This is a genomic window from Halomonas sp. WWR20 (genome assembly GCF_054602495.1).
This window is the reverse complement of record NZ_JBTRHR010000005.1, coordinates 196,248-222,207: the sequence shown is the minus strand read 5'-3', so window position 1 is coordinate 222,207 and position 25,960 is coordinate 196,248. Positions and strand designations below refer to the sequence as shown.

26 protein-coding genes are annotated in these 25,960 nt (G+C 64.6%); 15 read left to right on the top strand and 11 right to left on the bottom strand.

The features are described from left to right. The first annotated feature begins 160 nt into the window (after nucleotides 1-160). The gene (gene der / locus ACW4DH_RS11475) at nucleotides 161-1,564 is read left to right on the top strand and encodes a ribosome biogenesis GTPase Der (RefSeq protein ID WP_459636672.1); all 1,404 of its coding nucleotides are present in this window, start codon (nucleotides 161-163) and stop codon (nucleotides 1,562-1,564) included. Nucleotides 1,565-1,722: 158 nt separating this feature from the next. On the opposite strand, the gene ACW4DH_RS11470 is transcribed toward der, so the two are convergent. Next, nucleotides 1,723-3,360 carry a diguanylate cyclase gene (locus ACW4DH_RS11470; protein WP_459636533.1) on the bottom strand — a complete coding sequence of 546 codons (1,638 nt, stop codon included), beginning with the start codon at nucleotides 3,358-3,360 and terminating at the stop codon, nucleotides 1,723-1,725. 107 nt (nucleotides 3,361-3,467) lie between these two features. Then, complete coding sequence (locus tag ACW4DH_RS11465; protein ID WP_459636532.1) at nucleotides 3,468-4,358, bottom strand: ATP-binding protein; 891 nt, start codon at nucleotides 4,356-4,358, stop codon at nucleotides 3,468-3,470. A gap of 109 nt (nucleotides 4,359-4,467) precedes the next feature. Here ACW4DH_RS11465 and ACW4DH_RS11460 point away from each other — a divergent pair, with 109 nt between their 5' ends. Together ACW4DH_RS11460 and ACW4DH_RS11455 are read left to right on the top strand one after the other, a co-directional pair. After that, nucleotides 4,468-5,286 (top strand): M48 family metallopeptidase, encoded by an 819-nt coding sequence (locus ACW4DH_RS11460; RefSeq protein ID WP_459636531.1) that lies wholly within the window; start codon nucleotides 4,468-4,470, stop codon nucleotides 5,284-5,286. A gap of 1 nt (nucleotide 5,287) precedes the next feature. Continuing rightward, complete coding sequence (locus ACW4DH_RS11455; protein WP_459636530.1) at nucleotides 5,288-5,548, top strand: hypothetical protein; 261 nt, start codon at nucleotides 5,288-5,290, stop codon at nucleotides 5,546-5,548. Between the two features lie 32 nt (nucleotides 5,549-5,580). Here ACW4DH_RS11455 and aroE read toward each other — a convergent pair whose 3' ends face one another. The 5 genes from aroE to ACW4DH_RS11430 all read right to left on the bottom strand — a co-directional run bounded on the left by aroE (nucleotide 5,581) and on the right by ACW4DH_RS11430 (nucleotide 10,449). Further along, complete coding sequence (gene aroE / locus ACW4DH_RS11450) at nucleotides 5,581-6,393, bottom strand: shikimate dehydrogenase (RefSeq protein ID WP_459636529.1); 813 nt, start codon at nucleotides 6,391-6,393, stop codon at nucleotides 5,581-5,583. Further along, nucleotides 6,390-7,322, bottom strand: a complete 933-nt coding sequence (hemF, locus tag ACW4DH_RS11445) for an oxygen-dependent coproporphyrinogen oxidase (RefSeq protein ID WP_459636528.1) — start codon at nucleotides 7,320-7,322, stop codon at nucleotides 6,390-6,392. The genes aroE and hemF overlap by 4 nt, the downstream gene beginning before the upstream one ends. Before the next feature lie 81 nt (nucleotides 7,323-7,403). Then, nucleotides 7,404-7,967: an L-threonylcarbamoyladenylate synthase gene (locus tag ACW4DH_RS11440; protein ID WP_459636527.1), complete on the bottom strand. Its 564-nt coding sequence runs from the start codon at nucleotides 7,965-7,967 to the stop codon at nucleotides 7,404-7,406. 210 nt (nucleotides 7,968-8,177) lie between these two features. After that, nucleotides 8,178-9,386: a DNA-processing protein DprA gene (gene dprA, locus ACW4DH_RS11435; RefSeq protein ID WP_459636671.1), complete on the bottom strand. Its 1,209-nt coding sequence runs from the start codon at nucleotides 9,384-9,386 to the stop codon at nucleotides 8,178-8,180. A gap of 16 nt (nucleotides 9,387-9,402) precedes the next feature. Beyond that, nucleotides 9,403-10,449: a LysM peptidoglycan-binding domain-containing protein gene (locus ACW4DH_RS11430; RefSeq protein ID WP_459636526.1), complete on the bottom strand. Its 1,047-nt coding sequence runs from the start codon at nucleotides 10,447-10,449 to the stop codon at nucleotides 9,403-9,405. Nucleotides 10,450-10,834: 385 nt separating this feature from the next. Between ACW4DH_RS11430 and def the strand changes: the two genes are divergently transcribed. From def to ACW4DH_RS11395, 7 genes are all read left to right on the top strand, one after another. Next, complete coding sequence (gene def, locus ACW4DH_RS11425) at nucleotides 10,835-11,347, top strand: peptide deformylase (protein ID WP_459636525.1); 513 nt, start codon at nucleotides 10,835-10,837, stop codon at nucleotides 11,345-11,347. Between the two features lie 141 nt (nucleotides 11,348-11,488). Beyond that, nucleotides 11,489-12,472, top strand: coding sequence for a methionyl-tRNA formyltransferase (fmt, locus tag ACW4DH_RS11420; RefSeq protein ID WP_459636524.1), 984 nt, complete (start codon nucleotides 11,489-11,491; stop codon nucleotides 12,470-12,472). Then, nucleotides 12,469-13,788, top strand: coding sequence for a 16S rRNA (cytosine(967)-C(5))-methyltransferase RsmB (gene rsmB / locus ACW4DH_RS11415; protein ID WP_459636523.1), 1,320 nt, complete (start codon nucleotides 12,469-12,471; stop codon nucleotides 13,786-13,788). Before fmt ends, rsmB begins: the two co-directional genes overlap by 4 nt. A gap of 180 nt (nucleotides 13,789-13,968) precedes the next feature. Next, complete coding sequence (locus ACW4DH_RS11410) at nucleotides 13,969-14,175, top strand: dodecin (RefSeq protein WP_459636522.1); 207 nt, start codon at nucleotides 13,969-13,971, stop codon at nucleotides 14,173-14,175. 199 nt (nucleotides 14,176-14,374) lie between these two features. After that, on the top strand, nucleotides 14,375-15,748 hold the full coding sequence (trkA, locus tag ACW4DH_RS11405; protein WP_459636521.1) for a Trk system potassium transporter TrkA: 1,374 nt from the start codon (nucleotides 14,375-14,377) through the stop codon (nucleotides 15,746-15,748). 51 nt (nucleotides 15,749-15,799) lie between these two features. Continuing rightward, a complete protein-coding gene (locus ACW4DH_RS11400; RefSeq protein WP_459636520.1) occupies nucleotides 15,800-17,248 on the top strand; it encodes a TrkH family potassium uptake protein in 1,449 nt (482 codons plus the stop codon). 94 nt (nucleotides 17,249-17,342) lie between these two features. Then, entirely contained in the window at nucleotides 17,343-18,557 is a 1,215-nt protein-coding gene (locus tag ACW4DH_RS11395) for a TraB/GumN family protein (protein WP_459636519.1), read from the top strand. Between the two features lie 17 nt (nucleotides 18,558-18,574). Here ACW4DH_RS11395 and ACW4DH_RS11390 read toward each other — a convergent pair whose 3' ends face one another. From ACW4DH_RS11390 to ACW4DH_RS11380, 3 genes are all read right to left on the bottom strand, one after another. Continuing rightward, nucleotides 18,575-19,351: a tRNA-uridine aminocarboxypropyltransferase gene (locus ACW4DH_RS11390; protein WP_459636518.1), complete on the bottom strand. Its 777-nt coding sequence runs from the start codon at nucleotides 19,349-19,351 to the stop codon at nucleotides 18,575-18,577. Between the two features lie 131 nt (nucleotides 19,352-19,482). Then, nucleotides 19,483-20,430 (bottom strand): bile acid:sodium symporter family protein, encoded by a 948-nt coding sequence (locus ACW4DH_RS11385; protein ID WP_459636517.1) that lies wholly within the window; start codon nucleotides 20,428-20,430, stop codon nucleotides 19,483-19,485. 118 nt (nucleotides 20,431-20,548) lie between these two features. Then, nucleotides 20,549-21,277, bottom strand: a complete 729-nt coding sequence (locus ACW4DH_RS11380) for an SIR2 family NAD-dependent protein deacylase (RefSeq protein ID WP_459636516.1) — start codon at nucleotides 21,275-21,277, stop codon at nucleotides 20,549-20,551. A gap of 418 nt (nucleotides 21,278-21,695) precedes the next feature. Here ACW4DH_RS11380 and ACW4DH_RS11375 point away from each other — a divergent pair, with 418 nt between their 5' ends. From ACW4DH_RS11375 to ACW4DH_RS11355, 5 genes are all read left to right on the top strand, one after another. Then, nucleotides 21,696-22,493 carry a pseudouridine synthase gene (locus ACW4DH_RS11375; RefSeq protein ID WP_459636515.1) on the top strand — a complete coding sequence of 266 codons (798 nt, stop codon included), beginning with the start codon at nucleotides 21,696-21,698 and terminating at the stop codon, nucleotides 22,491-22,493. A gap of 11 nt (nucleotides 22,494-22,504) precedes the next feature. Further along, complete coding sequence (gene tcdA / locus ACW4DH_RS11370; RefSeq protein ID WP_459636514.1) at nucleotides 22,505-23,320, top strand: tRNA cyclic N6-threonylcarbamoyladenosine(37) synthase TcdA; 816 nt, start codon at nucleotides 22,505-22,507, stop codon at nucleotides 23,318-23,320. Further along, a complete protein-coding gene (locus ACW4DH_RS11365; RefSeq protein ID WP_459636513.1) occupies nucleotides 23,310-23,543 on the top strand; it encodes a DUF1653 domain-containing protein in 234 nt (77 codons plus the stop codon). The genes tcdA and ACW4DH_RS11365 overlap by 11 nt, the downstream gene beginning before the upstream one ends. A gap of 139 nt (nucleotides 23,544-23,682) precedes the next feature. Beyond that, complete coding sequence (purE, locus tag ACW4DH_RS11360; protein WP_459636512.1) at nucleotides 23,683-24,189, top strand: 5-(carboxyamino)imidazole ribonucleotide mutase; 507 nt, start codon at nucleotides 23,683-23,685, stop codon at nucleotides 24,187-24,189. A 3-nt stretch (nucleotides 24,190-24,192) separates the two neighbouring features. Next, on the top strand, nucleotides 24,193-25,284 hold the full coding sequence (locus ACW4DH_RS11355; RefSeq protein ID WP_459636511.1) for a 5-(carboxyamino)imidazole ribonucleotide synthase: 1,092 nt from the start codon (nucleotides 24,193-24,195) through the stop codon (nucleotides 25,282-25,284). Here the strand turns inward: ACW4DH_RS11355 and ACW4DH_RS11350 are convergent. After that, nucleotides 25,268-25,906, bottom strand: coding sequence for a DNA-3-methyladenine glycosylase (locus tag ACW4DH_RS11350; protein ID WP_459636510.1), 639 nt, complete (start codon nucleotides 25,904-25,906; stop codon nucleotides 25,268-25,270). The genes ACW4DH_RS11355 and ACW4DH_RS11350 overlap by 17 nt on opposite strands. Between the last annotated feature and the right edge of the window lie 54 nt (nucleotides 25,907-25,960).

Below are 25,960 nucleotides of genomic sequence, written 5' to 3'. Positions count from 1 at the left end.
CCAATGCTAGAATTACATCGTGCCTGTCATGGCTGCGCTCATCGGAGTGGCGGGCACTTAGGTTTTTCTGTTGTTTACCCCTACGGGCATCGTACGGCATGTGCGCCACGCCTTGGGCCAGGCGCAGAACATTCATCCCGATCCCCGCTTGCGAGATATCATGAACCCCGTCATTGCCCTGGTCGGCCGACCCAACGTCGGCAAATCGACTCTCTTCAACCGCCTGACCCGTTCACGCGATGCCTTGGTGGCCGACTTCCCCGGCCTGACCCGTGATCGCAAGTATGGCAATGGCAAACTCGGCGACAAGCTCTACACGGTCATCGACACCGGGGGTATCAGCGGTGACGAGGATGGCATCGACGCGGTCATGGCGGAACAGTCGCTGTTGGCCATCGACGAGGCCGATATCGTGCTGTTTCTGGTCGATGCCCGCGCGGGACTGAATGTCGCCGACGAAGCCATCGCCAATCATCTGCGCGTCAATCAGAAGAAAACCTGGCTGGTGGTGAACAAGACCGACGGCCTGGAAGAGAACACCGCCGTGGCGGACTTCTGGACGCTGGGTCTGGGCGATCCACGCCCCATCGCCGCCGCACATGGCCGTAACGTCACGACGCTGATCGAGGAAGTCCTCGCCCCGTTTCCCGAACGCGACGAGAACGAGGCCTTTCCGGATGACGCCCGCGGTATTCGCATCGGCGTGATCGGACGTCCCAATGTCGGCAAGTCGACGCTGGTCAATCGCCTGCTGGGCGAGGAGCGTGTGGTGGTCTTCGACCAGGCCGGGACCACGCGCGATGCCATCGAGATTCCCTTTGAGCGTCGTGGCAAATCCTATGTGCTGGTCGATACCGCGGGCATCCGCCGGCGCAAGAATGTTAGCGAAATTGCCGAGAAATTCTCCATCGTCAAGACGCTCGAGGCGATCAAGGAGTGCCACGTCTCGATCATGGTACTTGATGCCCGTACCGGCCTGGTCGAGCAGGACCTGCACCTTCTGGATTACGTCCTCAGCAGCGGACGCGCCCTGGTGCTCGCCGTCAACAAGTGGGACGGCTTGGAGAGCGAGGCGCGCGAGAAGATGCGTGCTCAGATCAAACGCCGGCTGGGCTTTGCCGACTATGCCGACCTGCACTTCATTTCGGCGCTACACGGCACCGCGGTAGGCGATCTCTATCCTTCGGTCGACAAGGCCTATGCCAGCGCGACCAGCCACTGGTCGACCAACCGGCTCACCACCCTGCTGCAGGATGCCGTTTCCGAGCATCAGCCACCGCTGGTACATGGACGGCGCATCAAGCTGCGCATGGCGCATCAGGGCGGCAGCAATCCCCCGATCATCGTCGTCCATGGCAACCAGACCGACTCACTGCCGGAAGCCTACAAGCGCTACCTGATCAATACCTTCCGCAAGGTCCTCAAGGTACGCGGCACGCCGATTCGCTTCGAGTTCCGCTCAGGCCACAACCCTTACGACAGCAACGCCGATGCCAGCGATCGCGAAAAAGCGCGCGCGCGCCAGCTTTCGCGCACCCGCGAGGCGCGCAAGAACCGACGCTAAGGCGGCTCAGCCCGAGCCTATCTTGAATATGGGACGCGGGGAGCGTCGAAGAAGCGGCGCTATCTTGGCGCCCCGTGCGCAAGGCGCGCCAAGATAACGCGAGCCGCCCCGCACAAAAACTGGCTCCGGCGTGGCCGTGCATGCAACGTCAACAGACCCTAGCGTACGGTCATGGGTGTCGCATCCGACTGGCGTACCTGGTTGCGCCCCTGCACCTTGGCCTGATACATGGCCATGTCGGCGATGTCGAGCACGGCATCCGAGTCCGGCCAGTCGCGGGTGCAGGCAATCCCGGCACTGAAGCTGGCGTGAAATATCTGATCTCCGGCGATGCACTTCAGGGCGCTGAACTTGCAGCGGATCTCATCGAATATCTGCTGCGCGCTCCCAGGCAGGCAGTCGGGCAGGATGGCCACGAACTCCTCGCCGCCGTAGCGGCCGATATGATCGACCTTGCGCAGTCTCTGACGCAACAGGTTGGCGAGCATGCGGATGACGTAATCCCCCGCGGCATGGCCATAGCTATCGTTGATCACCTTGAAGCGGTCGATGTCGAGCATTACCACACAAGCGGGGCGCCCGGTGCGATGTGCGCGGGATACTTCGATGTCGAGCTGTTCGCGGATGACCGAACGCTTCATCAAACCGGTCAATCCATCGCGTAACAGCGCCTCGCTGAGCTGGCGCGAACGTTGGGCACAGGCCAGCACCACCGCCACGGATTGAGTCTCGGAGACCGGCTTGGTCAGGACGCCGTCCCCCGCCAACGATAGTGCCCAGGCCTGTTGGTCGCGCTCCTCTACGGTGGAAAGGTAGAGCAGCGGTATCTTCAACCACTCGTCATCGAGACGGATGAGCTGGGCAAGTTCGGGCCCCGTACAACCGGTCAACTGCATGCCTACCAGAATGAGATCCGGGAGGTAGCCGCGCAGCACGCTCAGAACCTCGCGCGACTCCGTCAGGATACATGACTCGACATTGGCTCCGGCCAGCACCAGACGTAGATGTTCGGCGTGCTCGGCATCTTCGTCGACGATCAGTACTCGATAGGATGCATGCTGCTGCTGTGTCAGCAGATTCTTGAGGCGGTTCTCCAGCGCTGGAAGATCAATCGGATAGGTAAAGAACCCCTTGGCCCCGGCACGCACGGCCTCCAGCCGGCTGTCATAGTCGCCATAGCGGCTCAGTACCACCAACGCCGGCAATGGTTCCAGCGAGGCGCAACGCTCACCCACTTCCATCAGCGACGAGCCAGCGCCGCTATGTTCGGCGATGATGACATCGGGATGCCAGTCGGCCAGTGCTTGAGAATGGCGAAAGTGCTGACTGCTATAGCCGAAGCCGTCCAGCGCACTACACAGCATGCGTGCCTGTTCGCCATCTTCGCCCAACACGGCCACACGCGCCGATAGCGCCTGCTTCGACGATGTGTCCTCCTGCGCAGAGCCCGCCACCTCTACACTGACTTCCAAGCGAGCAATCAGTCCTTTCAAGCGCTCATGCAAGGCGGCCAGCGTATAAGGCGCCGGGGGGATACCGCTGTTACACCACTGCTGTACCTGCGTCTCCATCTCCCGGCAATCGACGCTCAACTCGGGGCAACCGAACGCGTCCGTCGACTCGGCCATGCGATGCAGGGCATGACGCAGACGTTCAAGCGAGTCGCTGTCACAGGGAGCCGTCCTCTGACTGAGGATATCAGTCACCTGAGCGACCGCACGCAAACCACTTTTCAGATTCTCGAAGGCCTTTGCGCGGATGTCGGCCAGACGCCGCTGCCATTCCGTATCATCCATGTCCCCATCCCCTTTCGCGAAACTGGTAGACCAGCCTCGTCAAGCCGAACATCCCAGCCTTCCCGCATGGCTGCGATATATTCTCGTTCCCTTTTATGCCAGACACGTTACCGGGTCGCACTCGCCCCAGCCGCGACCGTGTCCAGCCGCTGCTGCCCGGCCCACTGGCAGGCGAACTGCCAGGCGGCACGGCCATTGCGCACGCCTCGCAGGGTCGCGTATCGCAGCGCTTCGATGCGGGCCTGCTCGCTCCAGCTATCCTGCCCGCCCAGATACGCCACCCAGTGTTGGCAGGTGGCAAGAAACGCCTGCTGATCGAAGGGATGAAACGCCAGCCACAGCCCGAAGCGATCCGACAGCGACACTTTTTCTTCCACCGCATCTCCATGATGAAGCTCGCCCTCGACGAGCTGCGTCACCTGATTATCGCTCATCGACTCCGGTAACAGGTGGCGACGGTTGGAGGTTGCGTATAACAGCACATTCTCCGGCGGGCCGGTCAAAGTACCGTCCAGCACGCTCTTCAAGGCCTTGTAGGCATCGTCATGGCCCTCGAAGGAAAGATCGTCACAATACACCACAAACCGGTGCGTATCGCCTCGCAAGCGCTGCACCAGCCCCGGCAGGCCGATCAGGTCGTGGCGATCGACCTGAATCAGCCGCAGACCTTCCGCGGCCAGCGTATTGAGCAGTGCCCGCACCATCGACGACTTGCCGCTGCCGCGCGAGCCCCACAGCAGCGCATGGTTGGCAGGCAGGCCCTGCAGAAAGGCCCGTGTATTGGCGAGCAGCGCCGCCTTTTGTCGCTCGACGCCGATCAGGTCGTCGAGGTGCACGCTGTCTCGGGGAGCCACGGGGATCAGTTGTCCGCCCAACGCATGACGCTGCCACAGCGCGGCGACATCACGCGTCCAGTCGATGGCTGGCGGCTCCGGCGGCAACCAGCCCTCGACGCGATCCAGCAGGCGCCGAAGGCGTTGGGACAGCTCATCATCCATAGTGGCATTCTCCGTGTAGTATGCTTGCGGTAATAGTTGACCCGGCGGGGTATCCGGGTATCTTGGAGCGGTTTGTAAACCGGGTCCAGCAGATCATAAGGAGAGCCCTATGCAATGGATATCGCGCCTTGGACAATGGCAGCATCTACTCAGCGTCGGCACCCTCAGCCTGGCACTTGCCGCTTGTTCAAGCTCACCGCTGGGACGCAATCAGCTGGCCTTCTATTCCGATGAACAGCTTGGCGAGATGGGGCAGCAAAGCTTCGCCCAGTATCAGCAGGAGTTACCGGTGGTCACCGGCCCCACCAACAGCTATGTGCAGTGCGTGGCCAACGCCATCACCGCCGAAGTCCCGGCCAGCTACGGTATCGATAGCTGGGAGGTCAAGACCTTCAAGGACGACTCCGCCAACGCCTTCGCGCTGCCCGGCGGCTATATCGGCGTCAACAGCGGGTTGCTGGACGTCGCCCAGAATCAGGACCAACTGGCCGCGGTCATCGGCCACGAAGTGGCCCACGTGCTGGCGGATCATGCCAACGAGCGCGTCTCGACCCAGACCGCCACCCAGACTGGCCTGTCGGTACTGCAAGCCGCCGCCGGGCTGCAAGGCCAGGGTGGCGAACAGCTGATGGCGCTACTCGGCGCCGGGGCCCAATATGGCGTGATTCTACCCTTCTCGCGCAAGCAGGAGAGCGAAGCCGACCTGCTGGGCCTGGACCTGATGGCACAGGCCGGTTTCGACCCGCGCGCCAGCCTGGCACTCTGGGAGAACATGTCGGCCGACAGCCAGGGCGAGCCGCCGGTGTGGATGTCCACCCACCCCAGCCACGGCCAGCGCATGCAGGAACTTCAGGCGCGCCTGGACCAGGCCCTGCCGCTCTACGAGCAGGCGCGCAGCGCCGGCAAGCGCCCCAACTGCAGAACCTGACATGCTGACTCGCCTGGGGAGCGCACTCCTGCTGTTACCGCTGCTATTGCTGCTGGGCCTGTATTTCTGGGAGCAGAACGCCATCCGCTCGTGTCTCTTCGCGGGCGGCTACTGGGACTATCTGCACCGCACCTGTGTCGAGACTCCCCAACCGTTTCACTCGTTTTTTCAGCGCTATCCGCTGATGGTCAATGCCTCCCTGCTCACTTCAACCCTAGGGTTGCTACTGTGCATGGCCGGCTTTCTGGTCAGGAAGCGTTGAGACGTCGCCTCCACCGTTTATGCGTGCGGCGCTCAAAGCGCCCCACGCAGCATTTCTCTTACCGGGCGGGTATCCGGGCGCACATGGCGCCACAGATAGAATGCCTCTGCCGCCTGCTCGACCAGCATTCCCAGGCCGTCTACGGGCTGCGCGCCCCGCGCCGCCGCCCAGCGTAGAAACACGGTCGGCTGAGCGCCATACATCATGTCGTAGGCCAGCGCCTCATCGGCGAAGATGTCATCGGGCAACGGCGGCAGTTGATCGCTGAGGCTGGCACTGGTGCCATTGATGACCAGATCGAAGGTCCCCACCACGGCATCGAAGCCACCCCACGTCACCTCCCCCAGATCGGCAAACGCATGGGCCAGAGACTCGGCCTTCGACGCGGTGCGATTGGCGATCATCAGCGCCGCCGGTCGAGCCGCCAACAGTGGCTCCAGTACACCACGCACCGCGCCACCAGCCCCCATTACCAGAATGCGCGTTCTCGCCAAGGGGGCCGCATGGGCTTCGAGATCGCGTACCAGCCCCACCCCATCGGTGGTATCGCCGTACGTCTCGCCATTCTTGCCCACCATCAGCGTATTGACCGCGCCTGCCCGCCTGGCACGCGGACTGAGCACGTCGGCCAGGCGAAAGGCTTCCTCCTTGAACGGCACGGTCACGTTGGCGCCCTTGCCGCCTTCGGCGACGAAATTGCGCCACGTGCCGGTGAAATCGTCCAGCGGTGCCTCAAGGGCCGTGTAGCTCATATCCACGCCGGTCTGCTCGGCAAAGGCCGCATGGATGCGCGGCGACAGCGAATGGGCAATGGGATGGCCCAAGACACAATAACGATCGCTCATGGTTGCTCCTGCTCGACCTCGCCCAGCCAGTCGCGAGGCTTGAGAAATTCATCGCTCAGCCGTGCCTCGGCGCTGCCCGGCTCCGGCGCCCAGGCATATTTCCAGCACGCCATGGGCGGCATCGACATGAGAATCGACTCGGTGCGGCCCCCACTCTGAAGCCCGAACAGCGTGCCTCGGTCCCAGACCAGGTTGAACTCCACGTAGCGTCCGCGCCGGTAGGCTTGGAAGCTGCGTTCGCGTTCGCCGAAGGGCATCGTGCGGCGGCGCTGTACGATGGGTTGATAGGCGTCGAGAAAGGCATCGCCCACCGCGCGCTGGAAGGCGAAGCAGTGCGCGAAGCCGCCCTCGTTGAGATCATCGAAGAACAGCCCCCCGACACCGCGGGTTTCGTCGCGGTGGCGCAGGTAAAAGTATTCGTCGCACCAGGTCTTGAAGCGCGGATAGACCTCCTCTCCGAAAGGCGCACAAGCGTCCCGGGCCACCCGATGCCAATGCACTGCGTCCTCGGTCGTCGGATAGTAGGGCGTCAGATCGAACCCGCCGCCGAACCACCAGACGGGCGGCTCACCCGTTTTCTCGGCGATGAAGAACCGCACGTTGCCGTGAGCGGTAGGAACGTGCGGATTTTCCGGATGCAACACCCAGGAGACCCCCACGGCATGAAAGCTGCGCCCGGCGAGTTCCGGCCGGGCCGCCGTGGCCGAAGGCGGCAACTGCTGGCCGAAGACATGAGAGAAGTTTACCCCGCCCTTTTCGAACAGGGCGCCGTTCTCGATGACCCGCGAGCGCCCGCCGCCCCCCGCAGGCCGCTCCCAGACATCCTCATGAAAGGCCGCTCCGCCGTCTTCTGCGGCCAAGGCATCGCATAGCCGGTCCTGCAGATCGAGCAGATAGGTTTTAACGTCGTCGAGGTAGGCGTGAGCCACGTCTCTCTCCCGGTAAAGTTGAATGTTCGGAGGACCGCACGCCATTACCTATGGGGCGTGACACCCTCCTGGCGGTTACGGTCAGCTGCGGATTATCTCGCCCGATATCAGATCACGAATGGTACTCGGTCGCTCACGCCCGCCCAAGGGACCATCGACAACGGCCGCGACGCCGTCGCCAAACACCGTAGAGACCTCCTGGGCTGTCATCGCGGGCGGCTGTCCCGCGGTATTGGCCGAGGTCGATACCAGTGGGCCACCAAAACCGGCGCATAACCGCTGTACCCAAGGATGGTCACTGACGCGCACCGCCAGGCGGTCATGCTCGCCACGCAGCAACGGCCGCGACCGGCCATTGTCGGGGACCAGCCAGGTATACGGGCCCGGCCAGCGGGCCTGGAGACGTTCATAAAGCGGGGCCTCGAGCCCCTCGAGCCAGGGCGCGAGTTGTGCGATATCGCCGGCGATCAGGATCAACCCCTTGGCGGGATCGCGTGCCTTGAGGCGAATCAGCGCGGCAAGCGCGGCATCGTTGTCGGGGTCGCAGCCCAGCCCCCATACGGCCTCGGTCGGATAGGCGATGATGCCGCCGGCGCGCAGGGCGACAAGCGCGGAGTTCAATGACGTATCACGGGATTCAGACATAGGTTGATCTACCTGACTCGGGCCGCTGCCCAGCGTTTTCGGACAATACGGCGATCTCACCGAACCACACGCAGCGTTTGCGCAGGTTCTGCCATGCGCGCCCGCCAGGGCGTCCGCCTGCTCGGTGGCGGGTCGGGCGCTGGCGAGGCGGACACGCATTTTACCACGCCGACCGCCGGACCTCTTCTTCCGGCGCGCTGGCTACACCGCTCAGGACGGCGCCTGCACCCGCACCCAACCGCCAGGCGCCTGGGCCACCCGGCCCTGTAGCTCAAGCTCCAGCAGGTGCATCTGGCAGCCACCGACATCGCGCCCGGTCAGCTCGATCAATACGTCCAATGGCGTCGGCATGTCGGTCAATAGCGCCAGCAGGGGATCTTCCGGGCCTGACGACACCGGCTCTTTCAATGCTCTGCCAGGCGGCGCCGAGCCCTTCAATGTCGTCTCGAATCCGCCATTGCCCGGCCACGGCGAAAGCGTGTCAGGAAAGGGCCCGGCCACCGGTTGCGGCCGGTCCACCCTGCGGACCAAACCGCCCGGCGTCAGTTCGTTCAGGACATCGTCGAGACAGGTCACCAGGGCGGCCCCCTGGCGAATCAGCTCCAGGCAACCCCGCGCCTGGGGGTTGTGGATCGAGCCGGGCAGCGCGAAGACCTCACGGTTCTGCTCCATGGCCAGACGCGCACTGACCAGCGAGCCGCTTTTCTGCGCAGCCTCGACGACCAGCACGCCGTGGGAGAGACCCGTGATGATACGGTTGCGTCGGGGAAAGAAACGGGCATGGGCACGGATCAAGGGCGCGTGCTCGGATAGCAGCAGGCCACCTTCCGCGAGCATTCGCCGGTAGAGGTCGGCATGACGGGGTGGATAGATGACCTCCACTCCGCACCCGAGCACTGCGACACTTGCCCCGCCCGCGTCAAGAGCGGCACGATGCGCGCACCCATCGATGCCCAGCGCCAATCCGCTGACGACGCTGTAGCCGGCCTCAACTAACTGCCGCGCGAAAAGCGCCGCATTATCCAGCCCTTCGCGGGTCGGACGGCGCGTACCGACCATCGCCAGCGCCGGCGGGTTCAGCGCCTCCAGGCTGCCTTTGGCCCAGAGTACCGGTGGCGGATCGGGCAGCTCGCGCAGCAGCGCGGGCCAGACGTCATGACCGGGATGCAACAGGTGGTGCTGGGGGCTCTGCGCCTCCCAGGCCAGGGCGGCCTCGAGTGGGGCCTGTAACGGGCTGCGATCGGGATGCTCGAGCCACAGCCTCAACGCCTCGCGCGGCTCAGCGGGAAGTCCCGCCAGCCAGCCCTGAGGCCAGGGCTGAGATACCTGCTGTTGCACCAGATGGTCCGCCAGCGTTGCGATACGTCTGGCCCCCAGCCCCGGCAACATCGACAGGATCAGCCATTCGCGCACCGTCATGCTCTGCCCCCCGAGTTCACCGCGTGCCACGCGCGACGAAGTTCTCCTCGGCCTCGGGCCGATGCACTCGATCGCCCACCGACAGCGGAAGCCGCGCCTGCATGACCAGGGCGTAGCTGACCCGTTCGAAGGTACGAAACACCATGACCAGACCGGCCTCTTGCTCCGGCAGTTGCAACGTATCGCCGCTCAGCGGATCGATGACCTGCTCCCCGACCTGGGCTACGCCCAGCACATGGCCGGGGCTCAACCCGTCGAGCGCGCCGCGATCCAGCGCGACCACGTCCAGGCGCCCGATGAACTTCACCCCTCCCGGTATTGCCAGTACGCGACCGTTCACTGCGGTTGCCGGTGCCCGCGGCTGGAAACGCGTATCGATGGGGTTGGCCGGCAGCGGCAGGATAATATCGCCACTGCGAATTTCCTGACTCGCCTTGCGCACCTCGAGCACCGCGACGTCGCCTTGCATCTTTACCAACTGCGCCTGGCCGATAGTCTGCAGCTCGAGACCCAGCCTTTCGCCACTCGCCGCATCCACGTAGCGCTGGCCTTCGCGATAGATGCCCAGCAGCGCACGCTGTCCCGTAAAGTTGCCGCGAGCATAGAGGCGGTCGCCGGCGCCACTGATGATGCGTCGGTTATCGCCCGCCACCACATGCCCCAGCGCCGGCAGGCTGTCAGCCTCGATGACCCGGTAGTCCTGCAAAAACGGTTCGATCTCCTCCAGCGGGATCGTGGCGATCGCCTCACGATGCGGTACACGACGGATTCCGGGCGAAAGACGTACCACCTCGCCCGGTCCACGCTCCAGGTGCAGACGCGGGGCGCCCTGGGTATAGCTCAGCGCCACGCTGTCACCGGGATAGATTCGCTGGGGATCGCGAATCTGCGGGTTGTCCTGCCACACTTGGGACCATTGCCAGGGAGACTCCAGAAAGCGCCCGGCGATGCCCCATAGCGTATCGCCCTGGGTCACGGTATAACGCTGGGGCGCATCGCGGCGCACCCCAACCTCCTGCGCCATCGCCGTGGCGATGTTGCTCCCCAGAATCAGCAGCAGCATGGCCAACCGCCATGCCCTGCCCCCTCGGTGTCCCTTTTTCGTCATGCTCGCCTGCACCTAATATTCTTCTGTTGTTCATCCGCCAGCGTCTGTCACATGTGGCGTGCCGGTCACTACGTGGAACCTGGCCGGAAATATGGCGTCAAATCGCGTATCACCGCACCGATGACGGTGTATGTCATATGGGCTTGTCGTCGCGCCGTGGTTGCTGCGCGCACCTGCATTGCACGGCCATCATGCCACCTTTAGCGGCACGGCCCGGACACGCAAGGGGCATGAAGCCAATCCCGAGACGTCCATCGAAGACTCTTGGTTTCGTTCATTCCCGCAGGTCAGTACACTATGCTGTACTTCTGCATGACAACATAACGGTATTGTCAACGCCATGGCCAGATTAGAGATCCTTGAATTTCCCGACGGGCGCCTGCGCACCAAGGCCGCGCCGGTCGAACAGGTCGATGACGAGGTCCGCTCGCTCGTCGACGATATGCTGGAAACCATGTACGACGCCCGTGGCATCGGACTGGCGGCAACGCAGATCGATGTGCATCGGCGCGTTATCGTCATGGATGTCAGCGACAACCAGTCCCAGCCGCTGGTACTCATCAACCCCCACTATACGCCTCTCGACGACGCGCGAGAGCCGATGCAGGAAGGCTGCCTGTCGATTCCCGAGTATTACGCCGAAGTGCCGCGCGCACTGCGCGTGCACCTCAAGGCTCAGGATCGCGACGGTAACCCCTACGAGCTGGAAGCCGACGGCTTGCTCGCCCACTGCATCCAACATGAGTGCGATCATCTCGAGGGGGTACTGTTCGTCGATTATCTCTCCCCGCTCAAGCGCGACCGGGTGCTAAAGAAGATGCAAAAGCGTCACAAGCAAATGCAGGACGCCTAAAACCGTTCACGACGCAGGGCGACCCACGCGCCCCGCACTCTGCCCCCTGAACCGAAGGCTGGATCGTCCGGCCTTCGGTGTTTTTGACGCACTCTTCCTTCCGCTATCATCGCGGCATCGTTCATTTCACGGAATCCGCTCATGTCCCAATCCCTGCGCGTGGCGTTTGCCGGCACGCCGGACTTCGCCGCCGAAAGTCTCAAGGCTCTGCTCGCCAGCCACCACGAGATCGTGGCGGTCTACACCCAGCCGGACCGTCCCGCGGGCCGCGGACGCAAGCTGATGCCGAGCCCGGTCAAGGCACTGGCCCAGGCGCATGCCATTCCCGTGCATCAGCCCGCCACGCTCAAGGATAGCGACGCCCAGCGTGAGCTCAAAGCGCTCGACGCCGATGTCATGGTGGTGGTCGCCTACGGTCTGTTGCTGCCGCAGGCGGTGCTCGACATCCCCCGTTTGGGCTGTTTCAACGTGCACGCCTCGCTATTGCCGCGCTGGCGCGGCGCGGCGCCGATCCAGCGTGCCCTCGAAGCCGGCGACTCGCAGAGCGGCGTGACCATCATGCAGATGGATGCCGGGCTCGATACCGGCGACATGCTGTTGATACGCACCCTGCCGATCCCCCCCGCCACGACCGGCGGCGAGCTGCATGACCGCCTGGCTCAGCTGGGCGGTGAAGCGATCGTCGCGGCACTCGATGCGCTGGCCTCAGGCGAGCTGAGCGCCACGCCCCAACCCGAGCAAGGCGTCACCTATGCCGCCAAACTCTCCAAGGCCGAGGCCGAAGTGGACTTCACGCGTCCGGCGGGCGAGCTGGCGGCCCGTATCCGCGCCTTCAACCCCTGGCCGGTGGCCTGGACCCGCCTGGGTGGCGATGCGCTACGTTTATGGTTCGCCGAGGTGGATCCGCGCCGCCCCGACGAGGCGTCCGCAGCCCCCGGTACGCTGCTCGCGCATGATGTAGACGCGCTGCGCATCGCCTGTGGCCCGCAGGGCGACGAGGTGCTGCGGGTCACCCAGGCTCAGTTGCCCGGGGGCAAGCCACTGGCAGTGCGCGATCTGCTCAACTCCCGGGCCGAGCGGGTACGCCCCGGCCAGCGCCTGGGTGACGCAGGAGAAGTCTCATGACCGGTCAGAATGTGCGCGCCGCGGCCGCTCAGGCCTTGGTGCCGGTACTCACCGCTCAGGGCTCGCTCTCGGGTCTCGAGGCGGCACTCGATGCCCACGCCATCCACGAGCGCGACCGCAGCTTCGCCAAGGCCTTGTGTTTCGGGGTCTGCCGGACCCTGCCTCGCCTCGAGGCCCTCTCGGCCGAGCTGCTGCGTCAACCCTTCAAGCGCCGGGATCAGGATATCCAGGCGCTACTGCTGCTGGGCCTCTACCAACTGCTCTACATGCGGGTGCCGGCGCATGCCGCGGTGGGCGAAACCGCCGGCGCCGCGCGCAAGTTCGGCAAGGCGTGGGCAACACGGGTGCTCAACGGCTGCCTGCGCCGCCTGCAGCGCGAATCGGATGCCTTGCAGGCACGTGTGGATCGCGACCCCGCAGTGGCGTCGTGGCATCCCAATTGGCTGCTCAAGGCGCTGCGCCAAGCCTGGCCCGAGGATTGGCAAGCGATCGCCGAGGCCAACAACCAGCCCGGGCCGATGACGCTGCGCATCAATCGGCGTCGCGGCACGCGCGAGGATTATCTGGCGCGTCTCGCCGAGGCGGGGCTCGAGGCCCTGCCCTGCCGTCACTCCGCAGAGGGCCTGACCCTGTCGGCGCCCTGTGACGTGCAGACCCTGCCGGGGTTTGCCGAAGGCGACGTCAGCGTACAGGATGAGGCTGCACAACTTAGCGCCGAGCTGCTTGCACCCACGCTACAGGGACGTCCTGGCGCGCGAGTGCTCGATGCCTGCTGCGCCCCCGGCGGCAAGGCGGCACACCTGCTCGAGCGTTTCGATGTCGACCTGCTCGGCGTGGACAGTGACGCCGAACGCCTGACGCGTGTCGAAGCGACGCTATCGCGGCTGGCGTTGCCGGCGCGGACGCTGCACGCCGATGCGGCTTCGCCCGATTGGTGGGACGGTAGTCCCTTCGATGCGGTGCTTCTGGATGCACCGTGCTCCGGCACCGGCGTGATTCGCCGTCACCCCGATATCAAGGCGCTACGCCGCGCCAGCGACATCGCCGAACTCGCCGCGCTGCAGGCGCGTCTACTCGACCATCTCTGGACGCTGCTCGCCCCCGGCGGCACGTTGCTCTATGCCACCTGTTCGGTGATGCCCGAGGAGAACAGCGATCAGATCCGCGCTTTCATCGGTCGCACGCCCGACGCCGAGGTCACCACGCCCGTGACCGCCGAGTGGGGGCGCGCCGCCGGCGAAGGTCGCCAGTTGCTGCCCCAGGTCGGCGGCCATGACGGTTTTTTCTATGCCCGACTGGCCAAGCGAGGCGGCTGATTGCCGCCCACGCCCCGGTTTCCTGCCCAGTTCGTCCCTGTTCTCGTCCTCATGTCCCGGCCGCGGCCGGGCAACTCCCTGTATGGCTTCTATACTGAGTCAGCGATGCCCGCCCATGGCGGGCAGACTATCTCGCAAGCGACTTCATGGAAGCGATATCGACACAAGGAGCCAGGATTCATGAGCGATCATGTCTACAAGCATATTGAACTGACCGGTTCGTCCACCACCGGAATCGAAGATGCCGCCCAGCGGGCCCTGACCAAGGCCAGCCAAACGATTCACGACATCAAGTGGTTCGAAGTCACCGACACCCGCGCCCATGTCGAAGATGGCCGCGTCGCGCACTGGCAGGTCACCATCAAGCTCGGCTTTACCCTCGACTGAGGTGGCATCACGCGCTGGGGCACGCCCCGGCGCCTTCCCCAGCCTGCTTCGCTTCTGTTCAGGTGTGCCTTCTACTCCAATGCGGCCCCCACCGGGCCTTGTCACCGCGTTACGCGGACGGCCATCCCCGCCAATATCCTGTCAATCGATCCAGTGGCTGGTTTATGCTACGCCCAGTTATCGAAGTGGATACCCACGCATGAAAATCATCGTTCTTGGGGCTGGCCAGGTCGGCGGCACTCTGGCCGAACATCTGGCCCATGAGGAAAACGACATCACCGTGGTCGATATCGCTAGCGAGCGGCTGCGCGAACTGCACAACCGCCTGGATATCCGCACCGTGGTCGGCACCGCTTCCTACCCCATGGTGCTGCGCCAGGCGGGTTGTGAGGATGCCGACATGCTGATTGCGGTGACCAACTCCGACGAAGTCAACATGGTGGCCTGCCAGGTGGCGCATGCCCTGTTCCGTACCCCGACCAAGATCGCCCGGGTGCGCTCCACCGCCTATTTGACCCGCAAGGGATTATTTTCCAACGATGCGATTCCCATCGACGTGCTGATCAGCCCCGAGCAGGTGGTCACCGACCACATCCGCCGTCTGATTGAATACCCCGGCGCGCTGCAGGTGCTCGACTTCGCCGGCGGCCTGGCCCAGCTGGTCGCGGTCAAGGCGTATTACGGCGGCCCATTGGTGGGCCAGGAACTCGGCTTTCTGCGCCGCCACATGCCCAACGTCGACACCCGGGTGGCCGCCATCTACCGCCGCAATCGCCCCATCATCCCGCGCGGCGACAGCATCATCGAAGCCGATGACGAGGTATTCTTCATTGCCGCGCGCAAGGATATCCGCGCGGTGATGGGCGAGCTGCGCAAGGTCGACCGAGGCTTTCGACGCATCATCATTGCCGGTGGCGGCAATATCGGCCAACGCCTTGCCGAGACGCTGGAGCACAGCCACCAGGTCAAGATCATCGAACATGGCCTGGAGCGCTGCACGGTTCTCTCCGAGCATCTCGAGCGTACGGTGGTGTTGCATGGCAGCGCCACCAGCAAGCGACTACTCCAGGAAGAGAACATCGAGGATTGCGACATCTTCTGCGCCCTGACCAACGACGACGAGGTCAACATCATGTCGTCGATGCTGGCCAAGCGCCTGGGGGCCAAGAAGGTGCTGACCCTGATCAACAATGCCGCCTATGTCGATCTGGTACAGGGCGGCGAGATCGATATCGCCATCTCACCTCAGCAGGCCACCATCGGTAGCCTGCTGACCCACGTGCGGCGGGGCGATATCGTCAACGTCCACTCGCTGCGGCGCGGCGCGGCGGAGGCTATCGAGGCCATCGCCCACGGTGACTCACGTTCATCCAAGGTCGTGGGGCGCACCATCGACGAGATCACCCTGCCCAAGGGCACCACCATCGGCGCCATCGTACGCGGCAAGGAAGTGCTGATCGCCCATGACGACGTGGTAGTGGAATCCGGCGATCACGTCATTCTATTCGTGATCGACAAGCGCCGCATTCGCGAGGTGGAACGCCTGTTCCAGGTCGGTCTGACCTTCTTCTGATCGGCAGGACTGTCCCCTGCTCATGCACTCTTACGCAAGGAACGCTGTGCCATGACCCCGCGCGTTACGCTGCGCATACTGGGCCTGCTGCTGATGCTGTTCAGCCTGACGCTGGTGCCGCCCATTCTCATCTCGCTGCTCTATGACGACGCGACCTGGGACGCTTTCGTGATTGGCCTGGTGATTACCGCAGTCACGGGTGCCGCGCTGTACTGGCCCAACCATCGGGCGCGCAAGGAGCTCAAGACTCGCGACGGCTTCATCATCACGGTGCTGTTCTGGAGCGTTCTAGGCCTGTTCGGCTCGTTGCCGCTAATGCTGGCCGACGACCCGGCGCTGTCGCTGACCGATGCCGTCTTCGAGTCGTTCTCGGGGCTGACCACTACCGGTGCCACGGTGATCACCGGCATCGATCTGCTGCCGGAGTCGGTGCGCTACTACCGGCAACAGCTGCAATGGCTGGGCGGGATGGGCATCGTGGTGCTGGCGGTCGCCATCCTGCCGACGCTGGGTGTGGGCGGCATGCAGCTCTATCGCACCGAGATTCCCGGCCCGCTGAAAGATGCCAAGCTCACCCCGCGCATCGCCGAAACCGCCAAGGCATTGTGGTACATCTATGCCACGTTGACACTGGTCTGCTTCGCGGCCTACTGGCTGGCCGGCATGAACTGGTTCGACGCACTCGGACATAGCTTCTCGACGGTCGCGGTGGGGGGGTTCTCGACCTATGACGCCAGCATCGCCTATTTCGATAGCGCCGCCATCGAACTGATCTGCGTGTTTTTCATGGTGGTGTCATCGATCAGCTTCGGCCTGCATTTCGCGGTATGGCGCGAGAAGCGTCTCGCGCAATATCTGCGCGATTCGGAGTTTCGCTTCTTCATCCTGCTGCTGGCAGTGCTCAGCGTCGTCACCATCGCCACCCTGCTCATTTCGGGCACCTATAATGACACGAGCGCCTTTCGTCATGGGCTGTTCGAGGCGGTCTCGATCGCCACCACCACCGGTTTCGGCGTCGCCAACTTCTCCGCCTGGCCCGGTGCGCTGCCCTTCATGTTGTTTCTGGCGGCGTTCGTCGGGGCCTGTTCCGGCTCCACCGGCGGCGGCATGAAGGTGATCCGTATCCTGCTGATCCTCAAGCAGGGTTTGCGCGAGGTGCAGCGCCTGATCCATCCCAATGCCGTCCTCGCGGTCAAGATCGGGCGCATCCGCATTCCCGACAGCGTCGCTCAGGCGGTGTGGGGCTTCTTTTCGGCCTACCTGCTGCTGTTCGTGCTCATGCTGCTGGGGCTGCTGGCCACAGGCCTCGATCAGGTCACGGCCTGGTCGGCCGTCGGCTCGGCGCTCAACAATCTCGGCCCTGGCCTGGGCGAGGTCACCAACGACTACGGCAGCATCCCGGCGCTCGCCAAGTGGATCCTGGTACTGGCGATGATGCTCGGGCGCCTGGAGATCTTCACTATCCTGGTGCTGTTCATGCCCGCATTCTGGCGCCGTTAGCCCGGGTTCGGGAAACGGACCGGCTTTGCGGTTTGGCGCATCCCGGGAGCTAGTGGATAATCACTGACTTCATTCAGCTGCAAGCGACTTCTCAATGACCGACACTTCCGCCGGCCCTCGCCAGGTCATCGAGCAAGGCTCGACCCGCTATACCCTGCTGGGCACCGCACATGTTTCACGCGCCAGTGCCGACGAGGTGCGCAATCTGATCCGCTCAGGCGAGTACGACGCCGTGGCCATCGAATTGTGTGCCTCGCGTCATCAGAGTCTGATCCGACCCGATGCCATGGCGGATATGGACCTGTTCCAGGTGGTGCGCCAAGGCAAGGCCGGCATGGTCGCGGCCAGCCTGGCGCTGAGCGCCTTTCAGCAACGTATCGCCGAGCAATCGGACATCGAACCCGGCGCCGAGATGCGTGCCGCCGTCGAGGAAACCGAGCGCGCCGGATTGCCGCTACAGCTGATCGACCGTGAAATCGGCGTCACCCTGAAGCGGGTCTACCACAACGTGCCCTGGTGGCAACGCATGACGCTGATCTCGGGTCTGCTGGGCAGTGTGATCTCGCGTCAGAAGGTTTCCTCCGAGGAGATCGAGCGCCTCAAGCAGGGCGACGTGCTAGAGTCGACCTTCGCCGAGTTCGCCCATCAATCCGCCTCCCTGTATGTGCCGCTGGTCGCCGAGCGTGACCGCTACATGGCGCTGCGCCTGCGCGAGAAAGCCCCCGAGGGCAAGTTTCACAACGTGCTGGTGGTGATCGGCGCCGGGCATCTCAAGGGCATGAGCGAGCATCTCGAAGCGCTCGGCGAAGCGGCCTCCTCCACCGCCGCCCTCGTCGATGAGCGCCGCGAACTGGAAATCACCCCGCAGCGCAGCCGTGCCTGGAAGGCCATCCCCTGGATCATCGTCGCCCTGGTGCTGACCGGCTTCGCCATCGGCTTCTCCCGCGACACCGGCCTGGGCTGGTCGTTGGTCGGCGAGTGGTTTCTGATCAACGGCGTGCTGGCGGCGCTGGGCACACTGATCGCCTGGGCCCATCCGTTGACCATTCTCGCAACCTTCTTCGCCGCCCCGCTGACCTCACTCAACCCGACCATCGGCGCCGGCTTCGTCGCCGCCGGCGTGGAACTGGCCATGCGCCGTCCCACCGTCGGCGACTTCTCGCGCCTGCGCCACGCCGTCAGCTCGCCGCGCGGCTGGTGGCATAACCGCGTCTCGCGCACCCTGCTGGTATTCCTGCTCGCCACGCTGGGTTCGGCGATCGGCACCTGGGTCGCCGGACTCAGGATCGCCGGACAACTGCTTGGCTGAGCTTGACTGATGAAGATTTACTGGCGCGAGAGCAGGCGTTGCATGGCCGGCGTCGGCGCCTCCAGCTTGTGGTGCACGCGGCTGGCGGCGTAGCTGTCGTTGAAGGCGTCGAAGTAGTCGTCGAGAATCGCCGCCGCGCAGGTATCCTCGGCCATGCGCAACAGCTCCGCGGCGACCTCGGCGGTACACAGGTGAGCTGTCGAGGCGGGCTTGCGCAGCCGGTAGCGGGTCAGGCGCTCTGTCTTCAACGGCAGTACCGGCAGGCCGTCGAGATAAGGACTCTTACGGAACATGCGCCGCGCTTGCCGCCAGGTGCCGTCGAGAATCACGAAAACCGGAATCCGCCCGTCGGCGGTGACGTCGCGCAATGCACCCTGCCCCACTACCCGTTCGGCATAGTCCGGCTGATCGTCGGGAAAGATGATGAACGGCGCGAATCGCGCATCCTCGAGGCGTTCGAGCAGCCGCGGATCCGGCGCGGTGCGATACCAGGTGAAGACTTCGGTGGTTCCCAGAATGTCGCTGATCAGCCGCCCGGTATTGGTCGGTTTATTGTGCTCGAGCGGATGCGTCAACAGCCAGAATCGCGCATGACTTTCGGCTGGCACCCGATAGGGGCACAGGCAATTGAGCTGCGGCAGGCGACACGCCTCGCAACGGGTCACGAAACTGCCGCGAGCCTTGAAGGGGCGGCGCGGTGGGCGCAGACGGCCGGTCGCAGGATCGCCTTCCCAATCGCCGTCGGTACGCTCGCAGGAGAGACAGGGCGTCTCGGTGTCGCAGGTTTCACTCATCGGGGGACGTGCCGGTTACCGGAAAGAACAGGGCCGGGCAGTCTAACATGCCCGGCCCCTGTCGACTGAACTCCTTGTCGCACCGAAATCCTTGTCGTCCCGTTGCCGCGACGCGGTCCTCCTGGCGGCGATCAGCGCATGGCGTGACGCTTATCGTCGGCAACGTTATCGTGCGCCGGGCGACGCTTCCAGTACCCCGCCAGCAGCGATCCGGACACATTGTGCCACACCGAGAACAGTGCCCCGGGCAGCGCCGCCGTCGCGGTGAAGAACTGGCTGGCCAAGGCCACCGCGAGCCCCGAATTTTGCATTCCCACCTCAATGGCCAGGGTCCGGCTGGTGCGGATATCGAAGCCGCACAGCCGCCCGACCCAGTAACCGCCGGCCAGGCCCAGGGCGTTGTGAGCGATCACCGCCAGCGCGACCAGTGGCCCCAGCGTCGCCAGGCGCCCGGCATTGAGCGCCACCACGATAGCGATGATCACGACGATGGCCGCCATGGCGAGCGTGGCCAGTCCGGACTCGGCACGCTGGATGTGCCGGCCCAGGAACTGATGGATGATCACTCCCAGTGCGATGGGCGCAATGACCAGCTTGGCGATGCTCAGCAGCATGCCCGCCACCGGCACCTCGACGCTCTGGCCGACCAGTAGCCAGCTCAACAGCGGCGTGGCGACCACCGACACCAGCGTCGACACCATGGTCATCGACACCGACAGGGCGACGTTGCCCCCCGCCAGCCAGGTGATGACATTGGACGCCGTCCCCCCTGCAGTGGCTCCGACCAGCACCATGCCCGCCGTCAGGGCGGCATCCAGATCCAGCGCCCAGGAGACCGCCAGTGCCGCCAGCGGCATGATCGAGAACTGCAGCACCAGCCCCACGGCTACCGGTAACGGCTGTCTGGCGACCCGCATGAAGTCCTCTTTCGCCAGGGTCAGCCCCATGGCGAACATGATCAGCGCGAGCAGCGGCTGAATCAGGCCGGCCAGGCCGGTGAAGACATCCGGCTGCCAGGCGGCAATCGCGGCGAGCAGGATGGCCCACAGCGGGAACAGGCGATTGAGACGTTCGAACATGCTGGCGTGTCCTGATCGGGGCATCACATACGATGAGGCCCGGTCGCTTCAGCGACTCTGGTTTGAGAGAAGATGGCGCCGTAATGCGGCACCCGCTACGGTAGCGTTGCCGCGAGGCTCAGTCCAGACTCGGCACCCACAATCGGCCTTCTCGCCGCCAATGTCCCACCAACTCGGGCACGCCCTGGCTGGCGGGCTGGCTGAGGGCAATCGCGCCGGGGGTCACCAACTGATCGGCCTGAGGGTCGACCAGGATACATGGCGCGTCGAAGGGGGCCTGCTCAAGCAGCAATGCCGCAGGCATGACCGACAGCGAGGTGCCCACCACCAGCACCAGATCGGCCTGCGCGACGATATCGCAGGCCGGGGCATAAAGCGGTACCGCTTCGCCGAACCACACCACGTGGGGGCGCAACTGGCTGCCCTTGTCACACAAGTCGCCGATGCCGATGCCGCCCTTGCGCAACGGATACAGCAGATGCGGGTCGACGCTGGAGCGCACCTTGAGAATCTCGCCGTGCAGATGCAGCACGTCGCTCGACCCCGCCCGTTCATGCAGATCGTCGACGTTCTGGGTAATCACGCTGACCCGGAAGCCGGCCCGCTCGAGCTCGGCCAGCGCCTTGTGAGCGGCATTGGGCTTGGCGCGGCGCACCTGATCGCGGCGCTCGTTGTAGAAGCGCAGCACCAGTTCGGGGTCGCGCGCCCAGGCCTCGGGTGTAGCCACGTCCTGAACGGCATGGTTTTCCCACAAGCCGTCACTGTCGCGGAAGGTCCTCAGGCCGCTTTCCGCGCTGATGCCGGCGCCGGTCAATACGACCAGATGGGGCTGGGAGGGGGTGGTCATGAAGTATCCCTGCTCAGTCGTCGATGAATGAAACCCGTCTGAGATACGATGCTGCGTGAATCGTTGAAGCAACACCTGCACCACCACGGCGGAGCGCCGATCACGCCGCAGCAACGGCGGGCCTGCCGGCGGATAACGATAGCCGGCATCGAAAGCTGCGAGCTGCCTTTCGGAATACTCCCATAGCGGCAGGGTGGCAAACAGCGACTCGCCATGCCACTCAGCATACGCAAGCTAGCCGATAACCGGCTGATAGTCTCACACTGGAACGGCGTTTTGGTTCTGCTTCAGCATCGCTTATCGAGACGTGCTTGGCGAGGCGACATTGGTCGCCACATGCGAGCCGGCACACTCTCCCAGGCTGTACATCGCGGACATCAGCCCTGAAAATAGCGCCTTCCCCATCGGTGAGAGGTTCATGGTTCCCATACTGCCGATCCTTTATCAGGACGACCATCTCGTCGCGGTTCGCAAACCGCCCGGCATGCTGGTGCATCGCACGCCGCTGGCGCGTGGCGAGACGGTATTCGCCCTGCAGACCCTGCGCGATCAGTTGGGGCGTCACGTCTACCCCGTGCATCGCCTCGACCGGCCGACCTCGGGCATTCTGCTGTTCGGTCTGTCAGCGGAAATAGCCACCGCGCTGGGTGAAGAGTTCGCCGCATACCGGGTGCGCAAGCGTTATCTGGCGGTGGTACGCGGTATCGGCCCCGAGCAGGAAATCCTCGACTATGCATTGCGTGAGGAGGACGGCCTGCGCCCCAAGTCCGAGATGCCGGCCCAGCCCGCGGTCACCGCGATACGCCGGCTGGACAGCGTCGAGCTGCCGGTCGCCGTGGATCGCTATCCCCAGACCCGCTATTCGCTGATGGAGGCGCGCCCCTACACCGGGCGCCGCCATCAGATCCGTCGCCACCTGTCGCGCCGCGGCTATCCGATCATCGGCGACGCCACGCATGGCAAGGGACTGCACAATCGCTTCTTTCGCGATCATCTGGACAGCGACCGACTGCTGCTGGCGGCGGTGGGCCTGAGATTGTGGCACCCCGTTCTTCGACAGACGCTGCATCTCCAGGCGGCGCTGAATGCCGACATGGCGGCGCTGCTGGATCGCTTCGGCTGGGCGGGGCACGCGCCCTCGACCCGCATCGACTGGGACACCACGCCTCACGAACCCCTGACGATGCCGTCTGCCATGGCAGACGGCGCCTTGTGATACAGGACGCCATGAACGACGACTACGATTTCCGCTTCGGCGGCATTCGCCGCCTGTATGGCGCCCGTGCCGCCTCTCGCTTTCGCTACTCCCACGTGGTGGTGATCGGCGTGGGCGGTGTGGGCAGCTGGGCGGTGGAGGCGCTGGCGCGCGCCGGGATCGGCAAGCTCACGCTGATCGACCTCGACGATGTCTGCGTCTCCAACATCAACCGTCAGTTGCACGCTCTCGATGGCACTATCGGCCGCCCCAAGGTCGACGTGCTCGCCGAACGCTGCCGGGCGATCCACCCCGGCATCACCGTAGTGGCGGATACCGCCTTCGTCACCCCGACCAATCTCGCCGAGCGCATCCCCGAGGACGCCGATCATGTCATTGATGCCATCGACAGCGTGGTGGCCAAGGCGGCATTGATCGCCTGGTGCAAGCGCCGCAAACTTCCGATCACCGTCACCGGGGCTGCCGGCGGCCAGACCGATCCCACACGCATTCGTACCGCCGATCTGACCCGTACCGAACATGACCCGCTGCTGGCCAAGGTGCGCTCGCGGCTACGGCGCGACTTCGGCTTCTCGCGCAATCCCAAGCGTCGCTACAGCATCGAGTGCGTCTATTCCGACGAACAGTTGATCTACCCAAGCGGCGATGGCGAGGTGTGCCTGCAGAAACCCGGTGGCGGCGAGGCGACGCGCCTGGATTGCGCCAGCGGCTTCGGCGCCGCCACCTTCGTTACCGGCAGCTTCGGCTTCGTCGCCGCCTCGCGCGTGTTGGCCCGCCTGGCGGCACGCGCCGCGTCATCCCCCGAGGAGTCTTCCCATGAAACGTGACGTCCGCCTGCCCGTGCCGGGCATCTACCAGCACTACAAGGGCCAACGCTACGAGGTGCTCGGCGTGGCCCGGCATAGCGAGACCGAGGAGACGCTGGTGGTCTATCGCGCGCTATACGGCGATTATGGCTTATGGGTGCGGCCGCTGAGCATGTTCATCGAGACGGTCGAGGTGCAGGGCGAACCGGTATCGCGTTTCGAGCTGGAAACCGCCTTTTCCTAGACGAGCCACGGATCGTGACATGCCGCCTCGGCAGGGCGATGCTATACTGCGCGACCGATTTTCCCGGCCGCCGACGAGTCGCATCAACCCAGCCGAATAGCACTCGCCGCCGGCCGGCCGAGCACTGAGCGGAGGAAGCATGAACGCACTGGTAGGCGTCATCATGGGATCGAAGTCCGACTGGGCGACCATGTGTCATACCGCCGAGACTCTGGAGCAGTTGGGCATCGTCCACGAGATCAAGGTGGTATCGGCGCATCGCACCCCGGACCTGCTGTTCGACTACGCGGCCACCGCGGCCGAGCGGGGTCTCGAGATCATCATCGCCGGGGCCGGTGGCGCCGCGCATCTGCCAGGCATGGCGGCCGCCAAGACCTGCCTGCCGGTACTCGGCGTACCGGTGCAGTCGAGCATGCTCAGTGGCGTTGATTCGTTGCTGTCGATCGTACAGATGCCTGCCGGCATTCCCACCGGCACCCTGGCGATCGGCCGCGCCGGGGCGATCAACGCCGCCCTGCTGGCGGCGGCCATGCTCGGCAACAAGTATCCCGAGGTCCGCACCGCCCTGGAGCAATACCGCGCCGAACAGACGCGCAAGGTGCTCGATGCCCCCGACCCCAGCCAACCCGAGCCACAAGAGAACTAAGTCATGCGTATCGGCATCATCGGCGGCGGCCAGTTGGGCCGCATGCTCGCCCAGGCGGGCGCCCCGCTCGACTTTCGCTTCACTTTCCTCGACCCATCGGCTTCGGCCTGCGCCGCCGCGCATGGGCGTCACCTGGAAGCCGACTGGAGCGATGGCGCCGCGCTCGAGCTGTTGACCCTCAACAGCGATGTGGTGACCTTCGAGTTCGAGAATGTGCCCGCCGACACCGTAACGCAGCTGGCCGAACAGCGTCCGGCCTTTCCCCCCGCCGAGGCGTTGGCCACTGCGCGCGACCGCTGGGCCGAGAAATCGCTGTTCCGCTCGCTGGAAATTCCGCTTCCCCCGGTGGCGAAGATCGACACGCAGCCTGAGCTTGACGCGGCGGTGGCCGAGATCGGCCTGCCGGCGGTGCTCAAGACCCGCACCCTGGGCTACGACGGCAAGGGACAGAAGGTGCTGCGCGAGACCACCGACGTCAGCGGCGCCTTCGCCGAACTCGGTGGCGTGCCGTTGGTTCTGGAAGGCTTTGTCGATTTCGATTATGAAGTCTCGGTGATAGCGGTACGCGATCGCACCGGGACGCATCGCGTGTGGCCGCTGGTGCGCAACGAGCACCGCCAGGGCATGTTGCACTGCTCGATTCCCCAGCCCGACCACGCCCTGCAAGCGCGCGCCGAGGCGTATGCCGTTCGCGTACTCGACGCACTCGACTATGTGGGCGTGATGGCATTCGAGTTCTTCGTCGTCGGCAATGCGCTGCTGGCCAACGAGATCGCGCCGCGGGTGCACAATTCCGGTCACTGGAGTATCGAGGGCGCCGCCACCAGCCAGTTCGAGAACCATCTGCGAGCGATCAGCGGTCTGCCGTTGGGCGCCACGGAGCGTCTCGTGCCCTGCGCCATGCTCAATGTGATCGGCGCCTTCCCCGATCGGGATGCGGTACTTGCCATTCCCGGTACCCGCTGGCACGACTACGGCAAGGCGCCCCGTGCCGGCCGCAAGATCGGACACATTACGCTTCTTGCCGACAACGATGCCCTGCTGTCCGAGCGGATCGCCCAGGTGGAAAGGCTGTTGGTCAACGACCTCGGCTAGACACCAGTTGCGGCGCGAGCCGGAACCGCCAAGCCGCGTCGCGATGCTCGGGCTCGGCATAATCGATGCCCACCCGCGGCCCGGCGACGATGTCGGCGGCCCCCACCGGCGCCCCGGCCTCCACCCATAGCCGGTTGCCCGCGCAGACATCATGGCGGTTGAGCTCAGCCAGCGTGATGCTCATCGCCCGCACCAGCTTGCCGGGGCCGTTGGCCAGTTCGCGCCCGCGCTTGCCGCCGCGCCGGGCAATCATCGAGGCCTCCCCCGTCAGTGGCGTAATGGCACGAATCAGTACCGCACCGGGCTCGCCCTCGATCTCGGTAACCAGGTTGAGCATGTCGTACATGCCGTAGATCAGATAGATGTAGGCATGCCCCGGCGGCCCGAACATGGTGGCGGTACGCGGAGTATGGCCGCGCGACGCATGGCTGGCGCTGTCTCCGGCGCCGCCGTAGGCCTCGGTTTCGACGATCCGTCCGACGAGACGCTCGTCGCCGGTTTCACGCACCAGGTGGCAGCCGATCAACTCACGGGCGACGATCAGGCTGGGGCGGGCGTAGAAACTGCGCGGCAATGGCTCCGGTGGAATCGTGGCTGCGGCGTGGCTCCTGTCATCCTGCATGAGATATTTTCTCTCCTTGTCATCTGATCGAAAGCACCGCTATCAGTACCATCG

What these genes read in the sequence shown, in the direction of transcription:
- der (WP_459636672.1), top strand. Translation starts at nt 161, where the DNA reads ATGAACCCCGTCATTGCCCTGGTCGGCCGACCCAACGTCGGCAAATCG.
- ACW4DH_RS11470 (WP_459636533.1), bottom strand. Translation starts at nt 3,360, where the DNA reads ATGGATGATACGGAATGGCAGCGGCGTCTGGCCGACATCCGCGCAAAG.
- ACW4DH_RS11465 (WP_459636532.1), bottom strand. Translation starts at nt 4,358, where the DNA reads ATGGATGATGAGCTGTCCCAACGCCTTCGGCGCCTGCTGGATCGCGTC.
- ACW4DH_RS11460 (WP_459636531.1), top strand. Translation starts at nt 4,468, where the DNA reads ATGCAATGGATATCGCGCCTTGGACAATGGCAGCATCTACTCAGCGTC.
- ACW4DH_RS11455 (WP_459636530.1), top strand. Translation starts at nt 5,288, where the DNA reads ATGCTGACTCGCCTGGGGAGCGCACTCCTGCTGTTACCGCTGCTATTG.
- aroE (WP_459636529.1), bottom strand. Translation starts at nt 6,393, where the DNA reads ATGAGCGATCGTTATTGTGTCTTGGGCCATCCCATTGCCCATTCGCTG.
- ACW4DH_RS11440 (WP_459636527.1), bottom strand. Translation starts at nt 7,967, where the DNA reads ATGTCTGAATCCCGTGATACGTCATTGAACTCCGCGCTTGTCGCCCTG.
- dprA (WP_459636671.1), bottom strand. Translation starts at nt 9,386, where the DNA reads ATGACGGTGCGCGAATGGCTGATCCTGTCGATGTTGCCGGGGCTGGGG.
- ACW4DH_RS11430 (WP_459636526.1), bottom strand. Translation starts at nt 10,449, where the DNA reads ATGCTGCTGCTGATTCTGGGGAGCAACATCGCCACGGCGATGGCGCAG.
- def (WP_459636525.1), top strand. Translation starts at nt 10,835, where the DNA reads ATGGCCAGATTAGAGATCCTTGAATTTCCCGACGGGCGCCTGCGCACC.
- fmt (WP_459636524.1), top strand. Translation starts at nt 11,489, where the DNA reads ATGTCCCAATCCCTGCGCGTGGCGTTTGCCGGCACGCCGGACTTCGCC.
- rsmB (WP_459636523.1), top strand. Translation starts at nt 12,469, where the DNA reads ATGACCGGTCAGAATGTGCGCGCCGCGGCCGCTCAGGCCTTGGTGCCG.
- ACW4DH_RS11410 (WP_459636522.1), top strand. Translation starts at nt 13,969, where the DNA reads ATGAGCGATCATGTCTACAAGCATATTGAACTGACCGGTTCGTCCACC.
- trkA (WP_459636521.1), top strand. Translation starts at nt 14,375, where the DNA reads ATGAAAATCATCGTTCTTGGGGCTGGCCAGGTCGGCGGCACTCTGGCC.
- ACW4DH_RS11400 (WP_459636520.1), top strand. Translation starts at nt 15,800, where the DNA reads ATGACCCCGCGCGTTACGCTGCGCATACTGGGCCTGCTGCTGATGCTG.
- ACW4DH_RS11395 (WP_459636519.1), top strand. Translation starts at nt 17,343, where the DNA reads ATGACCGACACTTCCGCCGGCCCTCGCCAGGTCATCGAGCAAGGCTCG.
- ACW4DH_RS11390 (WP_459636518.1), bottom strand. Translation starts at nt 19,351, where the DNA reads ATGAGTGAAACCTGCGACACCGAGACGCCCTGTCTCTCCTGCGAGCGT.
- ACW4DH_RS11385 (WP_459636517.1), bottom strand. Translation starts at nt 20,430, where the DNA reads ATGTTCGAACGTCTCAATCGCCTGTTCCCGCTGTGGGCCATCCTGCTC.
- ACW4DH_RS11380 (WP_459636516.1), bottom strand. Translation starts at nt 21,277, where the DNA reads ATGACCACCCCCTCCCAGCCCCATCTGGTCGTATTGACCGGCGCCGGC.
- ACW4DH_RS11375 (WP_459636515.1), top strand. Translation starts at nt 21,696, where the DNA reads ATGGTTCCCATACTGCCGATCCTTTATCAGGACGACCATCTCGTCGCG.
- tcdA (WP_459636514.1), top strand. Translation starts at nt 22,505, where the DNA reads ATGAACGACGACTACGATTTCCGCTTCGGCGGCATTCGCCGCCTGTAT.
- ACW4DH_RS11365 (WP_459636513.1), top strand. Translation starts at nt 23,310, where the DNA reads ATGAAACGTGACGTCCGCCTGCCCGTGCCGGGCATCTACCAGCACTAC.
- purE (WP_459636512.1), top strand. Translation starts at nt 23,683, where the DNA reads ATGAACGCACTGGTAGGCGTCATCATGGGATCGAAGTCCGACTGGGCG.
- ACW4DH_RS11355 (WP_459636511.1), top strand. Translation starts at nt 24,193, where the DNA reads ATGCGTATCGGCATCATCGGCGGCGGCCAGTTGGGCCGCATGCTCGCC.
- ACW4DH_RS11350 (WP_459636510.1), bottom strand. Translation starts at nt 25,906, where the DNA reads ATGCAGGATGACAGGAGCCACGCCGCAGCCACGATTCCACCGGAGCCA.